General features: G+C 57.9%; 18 protein-coding genes. 8 read left to right on the top strand and 10 right to left on the bottom strand.

Annotated features, from left to right (window positions below; translation table 11 throughout):
* Nucleotides 1–14 precede the first annotated feature (14 nt).
* A complete protein-coding gene (locus GOW60_RS13100; RefSeq protein ID WP_171229620.1) occupies nt 15–1253 on the bottom strand; it encodes an aspartate kinase in 1239 nt (412 codons plus the stop codon).
* 165 nt (nt 1254–1418) lie between these two features.
* Here GOW60_RS13100 and GOW60_RS13095 point away from each other — a divergent pair, with 165 nt between their 5' ends.
* Nucleotides 1419–1775 (top strand): hypothetical protein, encoded by a 357-nt coding sequence (locus GOW60_RS13095; RefSeq protein ID WP_171229619.1) that lies wholly within the window; start codon nt 1419–1421, stop codon nt 1773–1775.
* Here the strand turns inward: GOW60_RS13095 and GOW60_RS13090 are convergent.
* From GOW60_RS13090 to GOW60_RS13070, 5 genes are all read right to left on the bottom strand, one after another.
* Nucleotides 1769–2407, bottom strand: a complete 639-nt coding sequence (locus tag GOW60_RS13090) for an SDR family NAD(P)-dependent oxidoreductase (RefSeq protein WP_171229618.1) — start codon at nt 2405–2407, stop codon at nt 1769–1771. The two genes, GOW60_RS13095 and GOW60_RS13090, sit on opposite strands and share 7 nt — an antisense overlap.
* Before the next feature lie 2 nt (nt 2408–2409).
* Nucleotides 2410–2865: a DUF1178 family protein gene (locus GOW60_RS13085; protein ID WP_171229617.1), complete on the bottom strand. Its 456-nt coding sequence runs from the start codon at nt 2863–2865 to the stop codon at nt 2410–2412.
* Between the two features lie 72 nt (nt 2866–2937).
* On the bottom strand, nt 2938–3399 hold the full coding sequence (locus tag GOW60_RS13080; protein WP_171229616.1) for an NUDIX hydrolase: 462 nt from the start codon (nt 3397–3399) through the stop codon (nt 2938–2940).
* Nucleotides 3400–3531: 132 nt separating this feature from the next.
* Nucleotides 3532–4275 (bottom strand): EcsC family protein, encoded by a 744-nt coding sequence (locus tag GOW60_RS13075; protein ID WP_171229615.1) that lies wholly within the window; start codon nt 4273–4275, stop codon nt 3532–3534.
* Nucleotides 4276–4327: 52 nt separating this feature from the next.
* Complete coding sequence (locus tag GOW60_RS13070) at nt 4328–4822, bottom strand: GNAT family N-acetyltransferase (RefSeq protein WP_171229614.1); 495 nt, start codon at nt 4820–4822, stop codon at nt 4328–4330.
* A 71-nt stretch (nt 4823–4893) separates the two neighbouring features.
* Between GOW60_RS13070 and GOW60_RS13065 the strand changes: the two genes are divergently transcribed.
* Together GOW60_RS13065 and GOW60_RS13060 are read left to right on the top strand one after the other, a co-directional pair.
* Nucleotides 4894–5499: a flavin reductase family protein gene (locus GOW60_RS13065; protein WP_171229613.1), complete on the top strand. Its 606-nt coding sequence runs from the start codon at nt 4894–4896 to the stop codon at nt 5497–5499.
* Nucleotides 5499–6137, top strand: coding sequence for a CatB-related O-acetyltransferase (locus GOW60_RS13060; RefSeq protein ID WP_171229612.1), 639 nt, complete (start codon nt 5499–5501; stop codon nt 6135–6137). Before GOW60_RS13065 ends, GOW60_RS13060 begins: the two co-directional genes overlap by 1 nt.
* A 31-nt stretch (nt 6138–6168) precedes the next feature.
* On the opposite strand, the gene GOW60_RS13055 is transcribed toward GOW60_RS13060, so the two are convergent.
* Nucleotides 6169–7803 carry a SulP family inorganic anion transporter gene (locus GOW60_RS13055; protein ID WP_171229611.1) on the bottom strand — a complete coding sequence of 545 codons (1635 nt, stop codon included), beginning with the start codon at nt 7801–7803 and terminating at the stop codon, nt 6169–6171.
* Between the two features lie 166 nt (nt 7804–7969).
* Between GOW60_RS13055 and GOW60_RS13050 the strand changes: the two genes are divergently transcribed.
* From GOW60_RS13050 to GOW60_RS13040, 3 genes are all read left to right on the top strand, one after another.
* Nucleotides 7970–8530: a hypothetical protein gene (locus GOW60_RS13050; protein WP_171229610.1), complete on the top strand. Its 561-nt coding sequence runs from the start codon at nt 7970–7972 to the stop codon at nt 8528–8530.
* 66 nt (nt 8531–8596) lie between these two features.
* Nucleotides 8597–9469, top strand: coding sequence for an S-methyl-5'-thioadenosine phosphorylase (locus GOW60_RS13045; RefSeq protein ID WP_171229609.1), 873 nt, complete (start codon nt 8597–8599; stop codon nt 9467–9469).
* 303 nt (nt 9470–9772) lie between these two features.
* Nucleotides 9773–10402 carry a LysE family translocator gene (locus GOW60_RS13040; protein ID WP_171229608.1) on the top strand — a complete coding sequence of 210 codons (630 nt, stop codon included), beginning with the start codon at nt 9773–9775 and terminating at the stop codon, nt 10400–10402.
* 7 nt (nt 10403–10409) lie between these two features.
* Here GOW60_RS13040 and GOW60_RS13035 read toward each other — a convergent pair whose 3' ends face one another.
* The gene (locus tag GOW60_RS13035; RefSeq protein WP_171117543.1) at nt 10410–10583 is read right to left on the bottom strand and encodes a hypothetical protein; all 174 of its coding nucleotides are present in this window, start codon (nt 10581–10583) and stop codon (nt 10410–10412) included.
* Between the two features lie 437 nt (nt 10584–11020).
* Here GOW60_RS13035 and GOW60_RS13030 point away from each other — a divergent pair, with 437 nt between their 5' ends.
* Nucleotides 11021–11560 carry an adenine phosphoribosyltransferase gene (locus GOW60_RS13030; protein WP_152457268.1) on the top strand — a complete coding sequence of 180 codons (540 nt, stop codon included), beginning with the start codon at nt 11021–11023 and terminating at the stop codon, nt 11558–11560.
* A 170-nt stretch (nt 11561–11730) separates the two neighbouring features.
* On the top strand, nt 11731–12213 hold the full coding sequence (locus GOW60_RS13025) for a fasciclin domain-containing protein (protein WP_171229607.1): 483 nt from the start codon (nt 11731–11733) through the stop codon (nt 12211–12213).
* Between the two features lie 36 nt (nt 12214–12249).
* On the opposite strand, the gene GOW60_RS13020 is transcribed toward GOW60_RS13025, so the two are convergent.
* On the bottom strand, nt 12250–13665 hold the full coding sequence (locus GOW60_RS13020; RefSeq protein ID WP_171229606.1) for an FAD-binding oxidoreductase: 1416 nt from the start codon (nt 13663–13665) through the stop codon (nt 12250–12252).
* A gap of 38 nt (nt 13666–13703) precedes the next feature.
* Nucleotides 13704–14522, bottom strand: a complete 819-nt coding sequence (locus tag GOW60_RS13015) for an MBL fold metallo-hydrolase (RefSeq protein WP_171229605.1) — start codon at nt 14520–14522, stop codon at nt 13704–13706.

Here is a 14522-nt window from a genome sequence, read left to right as displayed (position 1 = left end):
TTTGGCCGATAAGCTCAGGCCGCCTTGTCCAGTTCAAAGGCATCATGCAGTGCCTGAACAGCAAGTTCCATGTATTTCCGATCCACAAGGACGGAAATTTTGATCTCGGAGGTTGTAATGACCTTGATGTTGATCCCCTCATCCGAGAGCACCTTGAACATCTTGGCCGCCACGCCCGATTGCGAGCGCATCCCGATACCCACAACCGAGACCTTGCAGACATCAGTGTCTGCAACCAGTTCGGCATAGTTCAGCTCGCCCTTTTCCTTGATCGCCAGCAGCGCTTTTTCGGCGCGGGCCACCTGATCGGTGGGACAGGAAAAGGTCATGTCCGTACGCCCCTCGTCCGAGATGTTCTGGACGATCATGTCGACATTCACCCCCTCTTCGCTGAGCGCCGAGAAGATGGTCGTGGCGATACCCGGTCGGTCGGCCACGGAAACAACGGTCATCTTGGCTTCGTCGCGGGAATAGGCCACACCGGCCACAACATTGGATTCCATAATATCCTCCTCGTCGCAGACCAGCGTGCCGGCCTCATCGGATTGTTCTTCAAAGCTTGAGAGAACGCGCAGTTTGACTTTGTACCGCATCGCAAGTTCGACCGAGCGGGTTTGCAGAACCTTGGCACCAAGCGACGCCAGTTCCAGCATTTCTTCGAACGAGATGCGGTCCAGCTTGCGTGCCTTTTCGCAGATGCGCGGATCGGTGGTATAGACGCCATCAACATCCGTATAGATGTCGCAGCGTTCGGCGTCGAAGGCTGCCGCAAAGGCAACGGCCGTGGTATCCGACCCACCCCGGCCCAAAGTCGTGATCCGGCCTTCCGGGCTGATGCCCTGGAACCCGGCAACCACGGCAACACGCATACCTTCGCCGAATTTCTGGTTCAGGTTCTCGGTCGGAATTTCTTCGATCCGCGCCTGACTGTGCGCGCTAGTGGTCAGCAGCGGCACTTGCCAGCCCTGCCAGCTGCGCGCGGGGATGTCCATTTCCTGCAAGGTCAGGGCCATCAGGCCAGCGGTTACGTTCTCGCCCGAGGACACGACGGCATCGTATTCCCTGGCGTCGAACAGAGGTGACGTTTCGTTCACCCAGCCCACAAGCTCGTTGGTCTTGCCCGACATGGCCGAGACGATGACGATCACGTCATAGCCCTTGGCAACTTCAACGCCGATACGTTTGGCGGCGCGGCGGATGCGGTCCAGATTGGCGACCGATGTGCCGCCGAATTTCATTACGAGTACGGGCATGGGGGCAAAAGTCTCCGCGCCTTGGATTAGAAGCTCCGTGCCTCATAAGCGAGGGGCACCGCAAGGGCAAGGGCGCAAAGCGGTCGCCCCTGCGACGCAGGGCCGCTTTACATTGCATCGGCGCGATGTCAGCCTAAGGACACCAACCAGATCAAGAGGTTCTTTATGTTTCGCCTAGCCCTCGCCTTTGCCCTATTGTCATCGCCTGCACTGGCCCAGGTCGCGAGTGTCGCCGGGACAGATGGCAAGAACGCGCTGGGCACAATCCCCTGCGCTGCGAATGCCGGTGATCCCGTACAAAGCTGCCACGCGGAACTGCGCCGCCATGACGACGGAAACATTACGGTCGCAGTGGCCTTGGGTGGCGGACATGTGCGCAATATCTATTTCAAGGATGGTGTGCCGGACTCCAGCAATTCGACCTCGAAAATCTCGCATGAAACGCGAGGCGATATGATGGTGGTCTACATTGAACCTGGTGAGGTCTTCGAAATCCCCAAAGCCGCATTGACCTCTCAATAGGCGTGCGATTGCCCGTCATAGGTTTCAAAACAGCCCGTTGTGCATAGAGACAAGGCATCAAATCGTTCAATCAGACCGGATACGGCCTGATCCACATCGATATCCGCCGCTGCACCGCCCATATCCGTCTGAACCCAGCCCGGATGATAGATGCCGACGGCAATCCCGTCATCTTTGAGATCCATCGCCAGATTCCGCCCAAGGTTCAGAGCCGCCGCCTTGGATGCGCGGTAGATATAACTGCCACCCGGCGCAAGTGTGTGCGACGCCATTTTCGACGAAAGGATCGCAACTTTACCGCCCGCGGCGCGCAGGTTGGGCAACAGGGTCTGTATGGTCAGAAAGACCCCCGTGACATTTACCGCAAAGCTTTGCGCCCACATGTCGGCCGGGTAGCCATCGATCGAATGCCCCTTGTCCAGATACACGCCGGCATTGCAGACCAGCAGATCGACAGGCTGGTCTTTCATCTGTTCTGCCATGGCAGATTGCTGCACGGGATCGGACACATCCAGACGCACCTGCATGCTGCCGTCACGCGCCGTCCCAGTGACCTTGTCCCCCCGGTTCACGTAACGCTTTGCCAGGGCTTGCCCGATGCCGCGATTGGCGCCGGTGATCATGATGTGCATGATCAATTGGTCTTTCTGCTGGGGACAAACGGCAGCGGAGCCACCGGCACGCCATCTTCGATCAGGGATTTCGCCTCATCCAGCTTGGCCTCTCCGTAAATCGCACGCTCAGGCGCCTCGCCCAGATGAATCTTGCGCGCCTCGCTGGCGAAATCTTTCCCGACATAATCCGAGTTTTCTTCGACATGGCGGCGCATCTCGGCCAAAACCTTCTCAATTTCGGGCGAAGGGGTTGCAACGTCGATCTTTTGTTCCGGGGCGGATCGGATTTCACTTTCCTTCCGGGCATTCCGCGCCGGGCGGACGCGTGGCGTCATGACCGCTTTCTCGACCTGCGTGCACCCGCAAACCGCGCAGGTGACCATACCCACAGAGGCCAGCTTGTCATAGGCTTCTGCGGATTGGAACCAACTGTCGAAACTGTGGCCTTCGCTGCATTTCAACGCGTATTGAATCATGTTCAGTCCAAAAAAACGATTGGCGAATAGATACCGATCAAGGTGACAATATCAAGCCTATCAGATGCTACTTTAATGTGAGTACGGCTTAAAGTCGCGCAACAATTCAGCAAGCTCATGAGAATCGACCTTTAGCGCTGCTTTTTTCGGCGAAAACCATTTGCGCCGACGCTCGGTCTTTTCCGGGTATTCCTGCGACACAGTGCTTACATGCACTGGAAAAACATCCACCAGACACAAGGATGGGGGCCGGTTAGAATGATGTTTGTGGTGCAGGAACTGCCCCAGTCGCGCCCCGTTGATCCGGCCAGATACACCCGCCTCTTCCCAAGCCTCTTGCAATGCGGTTTCCTGCGGGCTCAGACCGGGGATGAGCCATCCTTTGGGAATGATCCATCGCCGCGACTTGCGTGTCGTGACCAACAAAACCTTGGGTCGGCCGTGCTTGATCCGGAAACATAAAGCCGAGGATTGCCGCAAAACTGGCTGCCTTGCAGCTTTTGGAAGGTCATGAAGCAACAATCGTGCTTTCATCGAGCGACGCTCCCTTTCGGTCGAACGTCAGCCATCCAAATTGTTACGCTCACCTAATCTAGCGGCCGTCACCTACAATCATACCACCTCATGTATCACACGCCAAGTCATTCGCGTCGCCCAAGGTATCGCCTACATTCGGGCAGAAAGCCGCCGTGCCAGATCCTCATGGGGGATGTCAGCGTCAATTACCAGCCGGCGCAAACCGAAATGCACGCGCGCTATTTGCTGATAATAGCGCGTGTAGACATAGTTCGTGCCACCGCCGGCCAATGCCCCCAGCACAGGAACGGACTGGGCTGCAAGTTTTTGCCCCAGTACTATCGAAAAACGCGGCGCAACGGCGGCAATCAGGCGTTGCATGGCCGGTCCTGTCAGGGTCAGCCGGACCGAGAAAAAACCCAGGTCCGCCCCATCGTCATGCGACAATGGTCCCGCTGCCGACAAGACGCGGACGCAATCGAACTTTACGTTTTCGGCAGAGGGATCAAACCCCTCGCGCGCCGCTGCCCCCTGAATGGCACGTAGCAGCATCGCGGTTGTCGCGGGCAGCTCCATCAGGGCTGTCGAAACACCGCCCAGCCCCCCGGCCGCACCCATGGCAGTCGTCACCGCGGTATTGACCCAGGGCTGCTGATCAGGAACCGCGCGCCGCGAGCCCTCGGCCGCATGCATCGCAAGCCATAACGCCTGTTCGGTTGCGCCTGTCAGGCCATTCCGAACGGGTTCGGGCAATTGCTCAAGCAATGACTCGGCTGATCCCCCAAGTTTGTTGAGAAGTTTCACGCCAGCCCCTCCGGCGGATCGGTAGTGATCCGCCAAACGATCCAGTTCGGCCTCGGTATCCACGTTTTCAACAAGAACAACGTTCTGCATTCACGCCCTCCTGCCTTTCAACATCGGCGTTGCGCAGCATGGTTTCAATAGGTCAGCGGCACCAACGTGTCACCGCGCCCTGAACCCCGGACCAGGCGCCGGGCACTAGTTCCAGCCCCAAAACCCGGTCAGGGTTGGTGGGCGGAGGCATCTCGACCGCGTGCAATCGCGTGAAACCGAACCGGCTGTAATAGGGCTCATCCCCGACCAGCATGACCCTTTGCCAACCGCGAGTGTGCCCCGCTTCGACTCCGGCATGTATCAGATATCCGCCAAGGCCTTCACCTTGGTGGGTGGGGTGCACGGCAACCGGCCCCAGCAGCAGAGCATCATGATCACCAACATGAACCGGCCAGAACCGGATCGCACCGGCCAGAATCCCCTGACCGTCGCGCGCGACCAAAGACAAGCCCGCAACCGGCGGCACATCATCACGCAAGCGGTAGGACGACAAAGCCTCGCGACCCGGCGCAAAACACAGGTCATACAGGGCTTCGACCTCCCACCAGTCGTCCGGCTCTTCCGGCCTGATCCCGAATTGCTGCACCCTGCCCTCATTTACTTGCTGGCAATCGCCCTAGCACTTCGCTACGCCTTGGGCAAACGCTTGGAGATCAGATGTTCTACCGCCCCGAAGACGGCCACGGATTGCCGCACAACCCGTTCAACGCCATCATCACGCCGCGCCCGATTGGCTGGATTTCGACTAGGGACGCGGATGGGATCAACAATCTGGCGCCTTATTCCTTCTTCAACGGCGTCGCCTATACGCCACCGCAGGTCATGTTTGCCTCGACCGGCACCAAACAGGATCAGAACGCCGGCAAGGACAGCATCGCCAATATCGAGGCCACGGGCGTATTTTGCGTAAATGTCGTGGCCCATGCGCATCGGGACGCAATGAATGCAAGTTCGGCCGGGTTGCCGAAAGAAGTTGATGAGTTTTCGCATGTCGGGCTTTTACCCATAGAATGCGAAACCATACCCTGCGCACGGATCGAAGGGGTCCCAGCTGCGTTGGAATGCAAGCTGACCCAGATCGTCTCGCTGCCCGGTGAAGCCAATCGGGTGGTGTTTGGCGAGGTGACGGGTGTGCACCTGCACGACGATCACATTCGGAACGGCAAGTTTGACGTGACCTCGTTCCAACCTTTGGCGCGGCTCGGGTATCGCGATTACTCCGTCGTGTCCGAGTTGTTCAGCCTTTCGAGACCGGATGACTGATGCCTCTGCCTGACTCAGCGCGCCGATATCCTGTCACTTTGCCTGATGGTACGGAACACAAGGGAACAGCCTTTCTGTCACAGGTGATCGACCACCCCAGAATTCAGGTGGGCGATTACACCTATGCGTCGGATTTTGACGCGCCCGAGGACTGGGCCAATCGTTTGGCGCCTTACCTGTTCGAGTTCTCGCGCGAAAAGCTGGTTTTGGGAAAGTTTTGCCAAATTGCCCATGGCGTCCGCTTTGTGACAGCCTCGGCAAATCACGCAACGGATGGGATAACTTGTTTTCCCTTTCCGGTTTTCGATCTGGAACGGATGCTGGAATATCAGCCAGACGTCCGGGACACCCTAGTCGGCAACGATGTCTGGATCGGCTATGGCGCGCTGATCATGCCTGGAGCCAGTATCGGTGACGGAGCGATAATTGGTGCGGGTTCAGTTGTTCGCGGGACGATCCCGCCTTATTCTGTTGTCACCGGCAATCCTGCCGAGGTAAGGCGGTATCGTTTTGACGCCGACAAGATCGAGCGGTTGCTTGCTTTGAAGTGGTGGGATTGGCCAGCCGAATTGATCATCGAAGCCGAAAGCGGCCTGTTGAGGGGAGATATCGAAAACCTGGAGCGTCTGGCCCTTTGAAAAAGGCGGCTTGTTCAGCCGCCTTTCAAAGTCAGTGCCCGCCCAAAATGCCGGTGCGGACAGAGTAGTCCACCGCCAGTTCGTAATCCGGATCATCATCACTGTCGACCATGAGGTGTCCCGCTTTTTTCAGCAGTTTGTGACAGTCACGGCTCAGGTGACGCAGCATGACCCGTTTGCCTGCCGCCTCGTATTTTGCGGCGATGTTTTCGATGGCTTGCAAGGCGGACTGATCCACCACGCGGCTTTCGGCGAAGTCGATGATAACGGTTTCGGGGTCGTTCGGGACGTCGAACAGTTCGATAAAGCCGTCAGAAGACCCAAAGAACAGCGGCCCCTGAATTTCATAGACTTTCGCGCCTTTCTCGGTCTCGGAGTCACGCGTGACCGCGTGAATGCGCTTGGCATTGTTCCAGGCATAGGCCAGCGCCGAGACGATGACGCCGACCACAACGGCAACGGCCAAGTCCTCCATCACCGTTACGACGGTGACCAGAACGATGACGAACGCATCGGTCATTGGTACTTTGCGCAGAATTTTGAATGAGTTCCACGCAAAGGTGCCGATCACAACCATGAACATCACGCCAACCAGCGCGGCCAGCGGGATTTGTTCGATCAGGGGTGATGCGAACAGGATGAAGACCAGCAGGAAAAGCGCTGCTGCAATTCCGGCAATACGAGTACGCCCGCCGGATTTCACGTTGATCATCGACTGCCCGATCATCGCGCAACCGCCCATGCCGCCGAAAAATCCGGTCACGATATTCGACGCGCCCTGTGCGATACATTCCTGAGACGCCCCACCACGCTTGCCTGTGATCTCACCCACGAGGTTCAAGGTCAGCAGGGATTCGATCAGGCCGATGGCGGCCAGAATGACTGCATATGGCAGGATGATCTCAAAGGTTTCCCAGTTCAGAGGTACCATTGGAATATGGAACGAAGGCAGGCCGCCTTCAATCGATGCCAGATCGCCGACGCGCGGCACATCGAGGCCAAAACCGATCACGATTGCCGCGACAACCAGAATACCGGCCAGCGGCGCAGGAATGATGCGTGTAATCCGGGGCATGACCCAGATCACTGCCATTGTCAGCCCGACAAGTCCCAGCATGGTGTAAAGCTGCATCCCGGACAGCCATTCGCCGCCGCCCATGCCATGACCGGTATTTTCCATGGTTCCGGGCACTTTGAACTGTCCCATCTGGGCAAGAAAGATCACGATGGCCAGACCGTTCACAAAGCCCAGCATGACAGGATGCGGCACCAAACGGATGAAGCGCCCCCAATGCATCGCCCCGGCGATGACCTGAAGGATTCCCATAAGAACAACGGTCGCGAACAGGTATTCAACCCCATGTTCGGCCACCAGTGCCACCATGACAACCGCAAGCGCGCCGGTCGCACCCGAGATCATGCCCGGTCGTCCACCGATCAGTGCCGTGATCAAACCGACCAAAAACGCCGCATAAAGACCGACCAGCGGGTGCACGCCCGCCACAAAGGCAAAGGCCACCGCCTCGGGCACCAGTGCAAGGGCAACAGTCAGGCCGGACAGCAGCTCGATCCGCAGGCGTGAGAAGGTCAGCCCTTCATCTGGAACCCAGCGCAGATCGGGAATGGCGAGGCGATTGGCAAAGCTTGCCAGCAAGGCTCGGGGCATCAGACAGTCCTATAGGATTATATGTTCGCGCGAAGGCGTCGTTGTAGCTGGCGCGCCGGTATTGAGCTACTGCATAAAACGGGATGCAGCCATGCGCGTGACGCATACGTGACGCTCGCGGCAAGTTGATTTGCAGAACCATGATGAAGCCACAACATGTGAGGCCATGCGTTGGATCCTCTTCTTACTGTTCCCGGCCCTTCCCGTCCTTGCACAGGATTTGGATGGCAATGACACGGCCGGCAACTGGCGGGTAACGCATCACGAGATTTTCGGCATCTGGAATTCGATCTGTGACGAGCGCGAAGAAGACGGCACACTGCGGCAGAGGTGCTACATCCGACGGGCAGAAGTGTTTTCCTTTCGGCCAAAATTTGCGGCACAGTTCGTTTTCATTACGCCCGAACCTGAAGGTTTCAAAGTTGAATTCGGGATCGAGCCGGGCACTTTCTTCAACCCATCCGGATTTCGCATCGACAACGGCGAAGAAGCCATATGGCGCACGCGGCGCCCCGGATGCCTGATCGGGCTTGGCTGTACCTTCGAAGACCAACGCGCCAAGGCGCTTTTGGATGCCATGCTAACCGGCGATGCGTTCCGCTTCGTGTTCCGAGACCGGCACGGACAATCACAGGATCTGACCTGGTCTCTGGGCATGTTTGGCGCGGCCTGGGATGATTTCACCGTGCAATCGCAGCAGCGCAACCTGTTGACGTTACGGGAATAGGCCTCTTGTCAAATCCGGGCTGAACCCGCACAAATTCAACATCAGTTATTCAGGCGGAGCAGGACAGTGACCCAAACCAGGATAGCCGTCATCGGCGGATCGGGCATCTATGACATCGATGGGCTGGAAAACCCGGAATGGGTAGAGGTTGAGACCCCTTGGGGAACGCCGTCAGACCAGATCCTGACAGGGTCGCTTGACGGTGTCGATATGGCCTTTCTGCCACGTCATGGGCGCGGTCATGTGCATTCACCCACCGATGTTCCCTATCGCGCCAATATCGATGCGCTGAAACGGTTGGGCGTGACGGACGTGATCTCGGTTTCGGCCTGCGGATCGTTCCGCGAACATATGGCACCGGGTGACTTCGTGATTGTCGATCAGTTCATCGATCGCACTTTTGCACGGGACAAGAGCTTTTTCGGAACCGGCTGCGTTGCCCATGTCAGCGTTGCCCATCCCACCTGCCCACGCCTGTCGGACGCATGCGAGACGGCAGGTAAGGCCGCCGGCATCACCATCCACCGGGGCGGCACCTATCTGGCGATGGAGGGCCCCCAGTTTTCCAGCCTTGCGGAATCCAGGATGTATCGCGAGCAATGGGGCTGTGACGTGATCGGCATGACCAACATGCCCGAGGCGAAACTCGCCCGCGAGGCCGAGCTGTGTTACGCGTCGATCGCGATGGTCACCGACTATGACAGTTGGCACCCGGACCATGGCGAGGTGGACGTGACCACGATCATCGCCACCCTGACCGGCAATGCCGACAAGGGCCGCGCACTTGTCAAGGGCCTGCCATCCCTTCTGGGGGCCGAGCGGGCACCCTGCCCGCACGGTTGCGACCGGGCGCTGGAATACGCGATCCTGACCGCACCGGAAAAGCGCGATCCGGCGCTTTTGGCCAAACTGGATGCGGTGGCCGGGCGAGTGATGTAAACGCCCGGTTTTTCTACTGCTGGCTGGGGATCGAGCCGAAACCCGGCCTAGCACAGGGTACTAGTAAGGTTTGTTGTTTTGCCAGTTCTTCAGAACGGAGCGTTCCTTGGCATTTTTCGTTAAGTGTTTACTGAAGAAAGCGCTTTCTGGAACTTCTTGGGACTCGAGCATAATGCTTTTTGCGTTTTTGGGCCTGTTTTGGCGCCTCCAACAGGGATATTGAGTCCGGCATTGTCGACTTGAATCCAATTCGTAGTATGACAGAAAATCTGTATGAACTGAGTTGAGTAAAGGAACCGCATCATGCCTTTTGAAGTCTGGCTGGCCTTTGTGGCTGCTTCCACGGCATTGCTGCTGATCCCGGGCCCGACGGTGTTGCTCGTTCTCAGCTATGCCCTGTCCAAGGGGCGCAGTGTCGCCGTCGCGTCCGCTACAGGTGTTGCGGTGGGCGATCTTGTAGCCATGACTGCATCTTTGTTGGGACTAGGCGCGCTTGTTCTTGCATCGGCAACCCTGTTTTCCGTGCTTAAATGGGTCGGCGCGGCCTATCTGGTCTGGCTTGGGGTCAAACTGTTGCGCAGCGCGCCCGCCGGTGGATTGAGCACGGTTGACACCGGGCGGGATGTCACCGCGCGCAGCGTATTCGGCCATGCAGCCGCCGTCACTGCCCTGAACCCGAAATCCATCGCCTTCTTCATTGCCTTTGTGCCACAGTTCATACGCCCTGCTGAACCGCTTGGACCTCAGTTCGTCATCCTGATTGCCACATTCGTCGGGCTGGCCTGGCTGAATGCGTTGGCCTACGCCCTGTTGGCAGACAAGTTGCGGCGGCTGATCGGTCGCGCCAGCGTGATCACTGCTATGACGCGTTTTGGCGGGTTGACCTTGATCGGCATGGGTATGGCCACGGCGGTCCTACGCCGACCGGCCTGACACCGCATCAGTCTTCGGCGTGCTCTTTCATGAATCCACGGATAAATCTGCGGATTTCGCGCGCAGCCGACGTGTCCAGCTCTTTGCAAAGCTCGACAAACGAGTCACGTTCATCCCTGTCGAGGCGCAAGACCAACTGACTGTTCTTCTTGGTCGATCCTTTGCCTTCATTCCTGGCCACGTGTATTTTCCCAACGAAGTTATGCTCTATCTGTCGATGCCGTGTAATTCATAGCATAGTTTTTGTCGTTATCGGGCACTTAACGGCAAGGACAGGAAATTGACAATGAACCTTGCCACCTTCGGGCCGTTCTTGAGCCGGTTCCCAGCAATTGAAGCCGACCGCGCCTGTGACCAAGGTACGTCGAACTGCAAACCAGACAGATTGCTCATTGCACGCCCGGAAATCCGTGCGCGGGGGTTGTTTGGCACAGGTGGCAGCAACCAAACAAATGGGTCGGGCACCTATCGCGGCCAGCGCACGGGTTGCCCCGGTTTTTGGCCTGCTCAACGCTGCAACCCAAATCCGGTGCTGATCCAGCCGTGGAATTGTTCCTTGCAAGGCCAACCCTCTTGGGCCAAACACAATACCTGTGTTTGGCGCTAAAAGGTTGATCCATGTCCAGAAACAAATCTGTCAAAGATTACATCCGAACCATCGTCGATTTCCCCCATGAAGGGATCATGTTTCGGGATGTGACAACCCTGTTTGCCGACCCCCGCGGGTTTCGGATGGCGATTGACCAGATGCTGCACCCCTATGCCGGTGAGAGGATCGACAAAGTGGTCGGGCTTGAAGCACGCGGGTTCATTCTGGGCGGTGCGATTGCACATCAGTTGAGCGTCGGTTTTGTCCCGATCCGTAAAAAAGGCAAACTGCCCGGCACAACAATCAGTCAGGACTACAAGTTGGAATACGGAGAGGCGATCGTCGAGATTCATGACGATGCCATCCAACCCGGTGAAAAAATTCTGGTGGTTGACGATCTGCTGGCCACGGGCGGAACTGCCGCGGCGGGTATTAAGCTGATCGAACGGCTTGGGGGCGAAATCGTCTCGTGCGCCTTCATCATTGACCTGCCCGAACTTGGCGGCAGTAAAGTGTTGGAAGAGATGGGCATGGACGTGCATGTCCTGTGCGAATTCGAAGGACTCTGACCAGGAGTTTTTCACAAAAACGTGACTGGAAACCGAAAACCGGGCGGGCTTAGCGCGGTTTTTGCGCCGATCAAGGCGCAAAACGGATCAATACAAGTGATCTTGTGGTCAGGTTGCCCCGTAACCCGGGTGATGCTGCTTGAAGCATTTCAATCTAGGGAGTTAAGCTCATGTTCCGCAAATTCGCCGCCGCCGGTGTCGCCTCGATCCTGTTCAGCACTGCTGCATTCGCCGATGGTCACGGCAAGGATATTGTCGACACAGCCGTCGCCGCTGGCAGCTTTGAAACACTCGTCGCGGCAGTTCAGGCCGCCGAACTGGTGGACACACTCAAAGGCGAAGGCCCGTTCACCGTGTTTGCCCCCACCGATGACGCGTTCGCGGCTTTGCCCGAAGGCACCGTCGAAACCTTGCTGAAGCCCGAAAACAGGGATCAGCTGGTTGCCATTCTGACCTACCATGTCGTGCCGGGCAAAGTGATGTCAGGTGATCTGAGCGATGACATGACCGCTGCAACCGTACAAGGCGGCGACATCACGATCGATCTGGATTCGGGTGTGATGGTGAATGACGCCAACGTGGTTCAGGCCGACATCGAAACCAAGAACGGCGTGATCCATGTGATCGACAAAGTGATCCTGCCTGCCTCGTAAGAAACAACCGGGCACGGTCCGACGCTCGGGCCGTGTTCACCCTTTCAGTACCGCGCCGGGATTCATGATGTCCTGCGGGTCCAATGCCAGTTTGATAGCCCGCATCGCGCCCAGCTTGGCTGGATCGCCATAGCGTTCCAAATCTTTGGTCTTAAGGCGCCCGACCCCATGTTCGGCACTGACCGAACCGTCGAAGGCGTATACCAGATCATGGACGGCCTGCTTGATCGCGCCTCTTTGATCATCAAATTCCGATCGGCGCCGCCCTTTGGGCGGGAACACGTTGTAATGCAGATTGCCGTCACCAAGATGGCCAAAGCAATTGATCCGGAAGAGCCCCAGGCCCGCAATCAATCTTCTGCCTTCGCAAATGAAATCGGGAATTCTGGAAATCGGGATCGAGATATCATGGCTCGACACTGACCCGATCAGACGATTGGCTTCGGGAATGCGTTCACGCACCGCCCACAAATCGGCCCGCTGCGCTTCACTTTGGGCGATTACTCCGTCCTGAACCTGACCAAGCTCTTCAGCGCGAACAAAGAGTCCCTCCAATGCGGCAAATGGTGATTGCCCGTCGGCCAGACCCAGCTCGATCAGCACGCTCCACTCCGGGGGCGAGGCGAACGGTTGACGGACATCCGGCAGAACCTCGGTCAGGAAATCAAGCCCCTGCCGGTGGATCAGCTCAAACGTACTGACGGCCTCACCCACCTTGTCCCGCGCCAAAGCCAGCAGGTCGATCGCCGCTTCGGGAGAAGCCACCTGAAACACCGCCGTCCCGACACCGGCAGGTCGCGGGAACAGCTTGAGCGATGCGGCAGTTATGATCCCCAGCGTCCCCTCAGCCCCGATCAACAGGTTGCGCAGGTCATAGCCGGTATTGTCCTTTCGCAGCCGGCTGAGGCCGTGCCAGATCTCACCACTGGGCAGCACCGCCTCAAGCCCCAGGCACAGGTCGCGCGCGTTGCCATACCGCAAAACGTTGACGCCCCCTGCGTTGGTCGACAGGTTGCCCCCGATCCGGCAGGATCCTTGTGCCGCCAATGACAAAGGAAACAAACGGTTTACCGCCCCGGCTGCGGCCTGAACATCTTGAAGAATGGCCCCGGCTTCGGCGACCAGAACGTTCTCGGTTGGAAAGACACACCGGATGGCGGTCATCCGTTCCAACGAAATCACCAACGGCGCAGGCCCCGCCGACATCACCTGCCCGCCGACCAGGCCAGTGCCGCCGCCATATGGAACAATCGGAACCTGTGCCTGCGCAGCCAATTTTACCAGCTGCGCCACCTCATCGGTGTTGCGCGGCAAGGCCAGCAGACCGACCCGTCCCGAAAAACGCCCGCGCGGTTCTTCCAAATACCGTTCCTCTACGGGGCGCAGGACACCGTCGCCCAGTTTCGAACGGAGCAGCGCGGCAAAACGGTCATCAGCGGGGTTCAAACTCATACGCCTTCAATGCCCAAGCGATGCGGTTGTCGCAAGCCTTATTCAAGATCAATCAGATAGCGCGGCTCAAGCACCACAACCGTGGGGCGGTCCGGTAGGTTCCGCAACGACACGGTGATCTCCGACACCCCGTCGCGCTCAACCGGAAATGTATCCCTGATATCCACCAGGAAGCGATCCAGCGAAAACTGCGAGAACCAGTGCATCGGAATGATGACAGAACTTTTCAGCCGTTTCAGAACCGCAATCATCTCGGGCAGAGGCATGGTGGTCCCGCCATCCACGGCGGCCATGACCACATCCAGCCGCCCGAGCGCGGCAAACTGCTCATCCGAAGGGACATGATGCAAATGTCCCAGATGACCTATGCACAACCCCTCAACCTCGAACACAAAAATCGAATTGCCGCGTTCTTCGACCCCACCATAAACAGATCGAATATCGGTCGAGACATTGCGCACCAGCATCTCACCCAGATCCAGATGATGCTCGACACCTTTCCCGAACTCTCCCCACCCCGGAAGAACATGCGGAATGGCCGGGTCGGGATGCGCCGTCCAATGCGTGCCGTGGGCATGGTTCATCGTCACCACGTCGGGGATCAGGTTTGCGCTGCCGATAAATCCGGTAAAATCCGTCACCGCACTCAGCCCGCCGCGGGTCTGGATCATGAAAGAGGCATGCGCGATATAGCTGATCCGCACCGAGAATTCCGGCACAGGATCCTGCCAGGCCGCCCTGTGCAGATACTCTATTCCGGGCGCCGCATCGGCAATGGCGACACAATGACTTGGCCGTCGCTCCTGCGCAGCGGCCCCGCCCGAAATCACCATCAATGCCGCAATCAACCAGCGCAT

Source organism: Ruegeria sp. HKCCA4008, assembly GCF_013033125.1.
Lineage (GTDB): Bacteria > Pseudomonadota > Alphaproteobacteria > Rhodobacterales > Rhodobacteraceae > Ruegeria.
The sequence above is the reverse complement of the archived record's forward strand: the minus strand, read 5'-3'. Positions and strand labels throughout refer to the sequence as shown.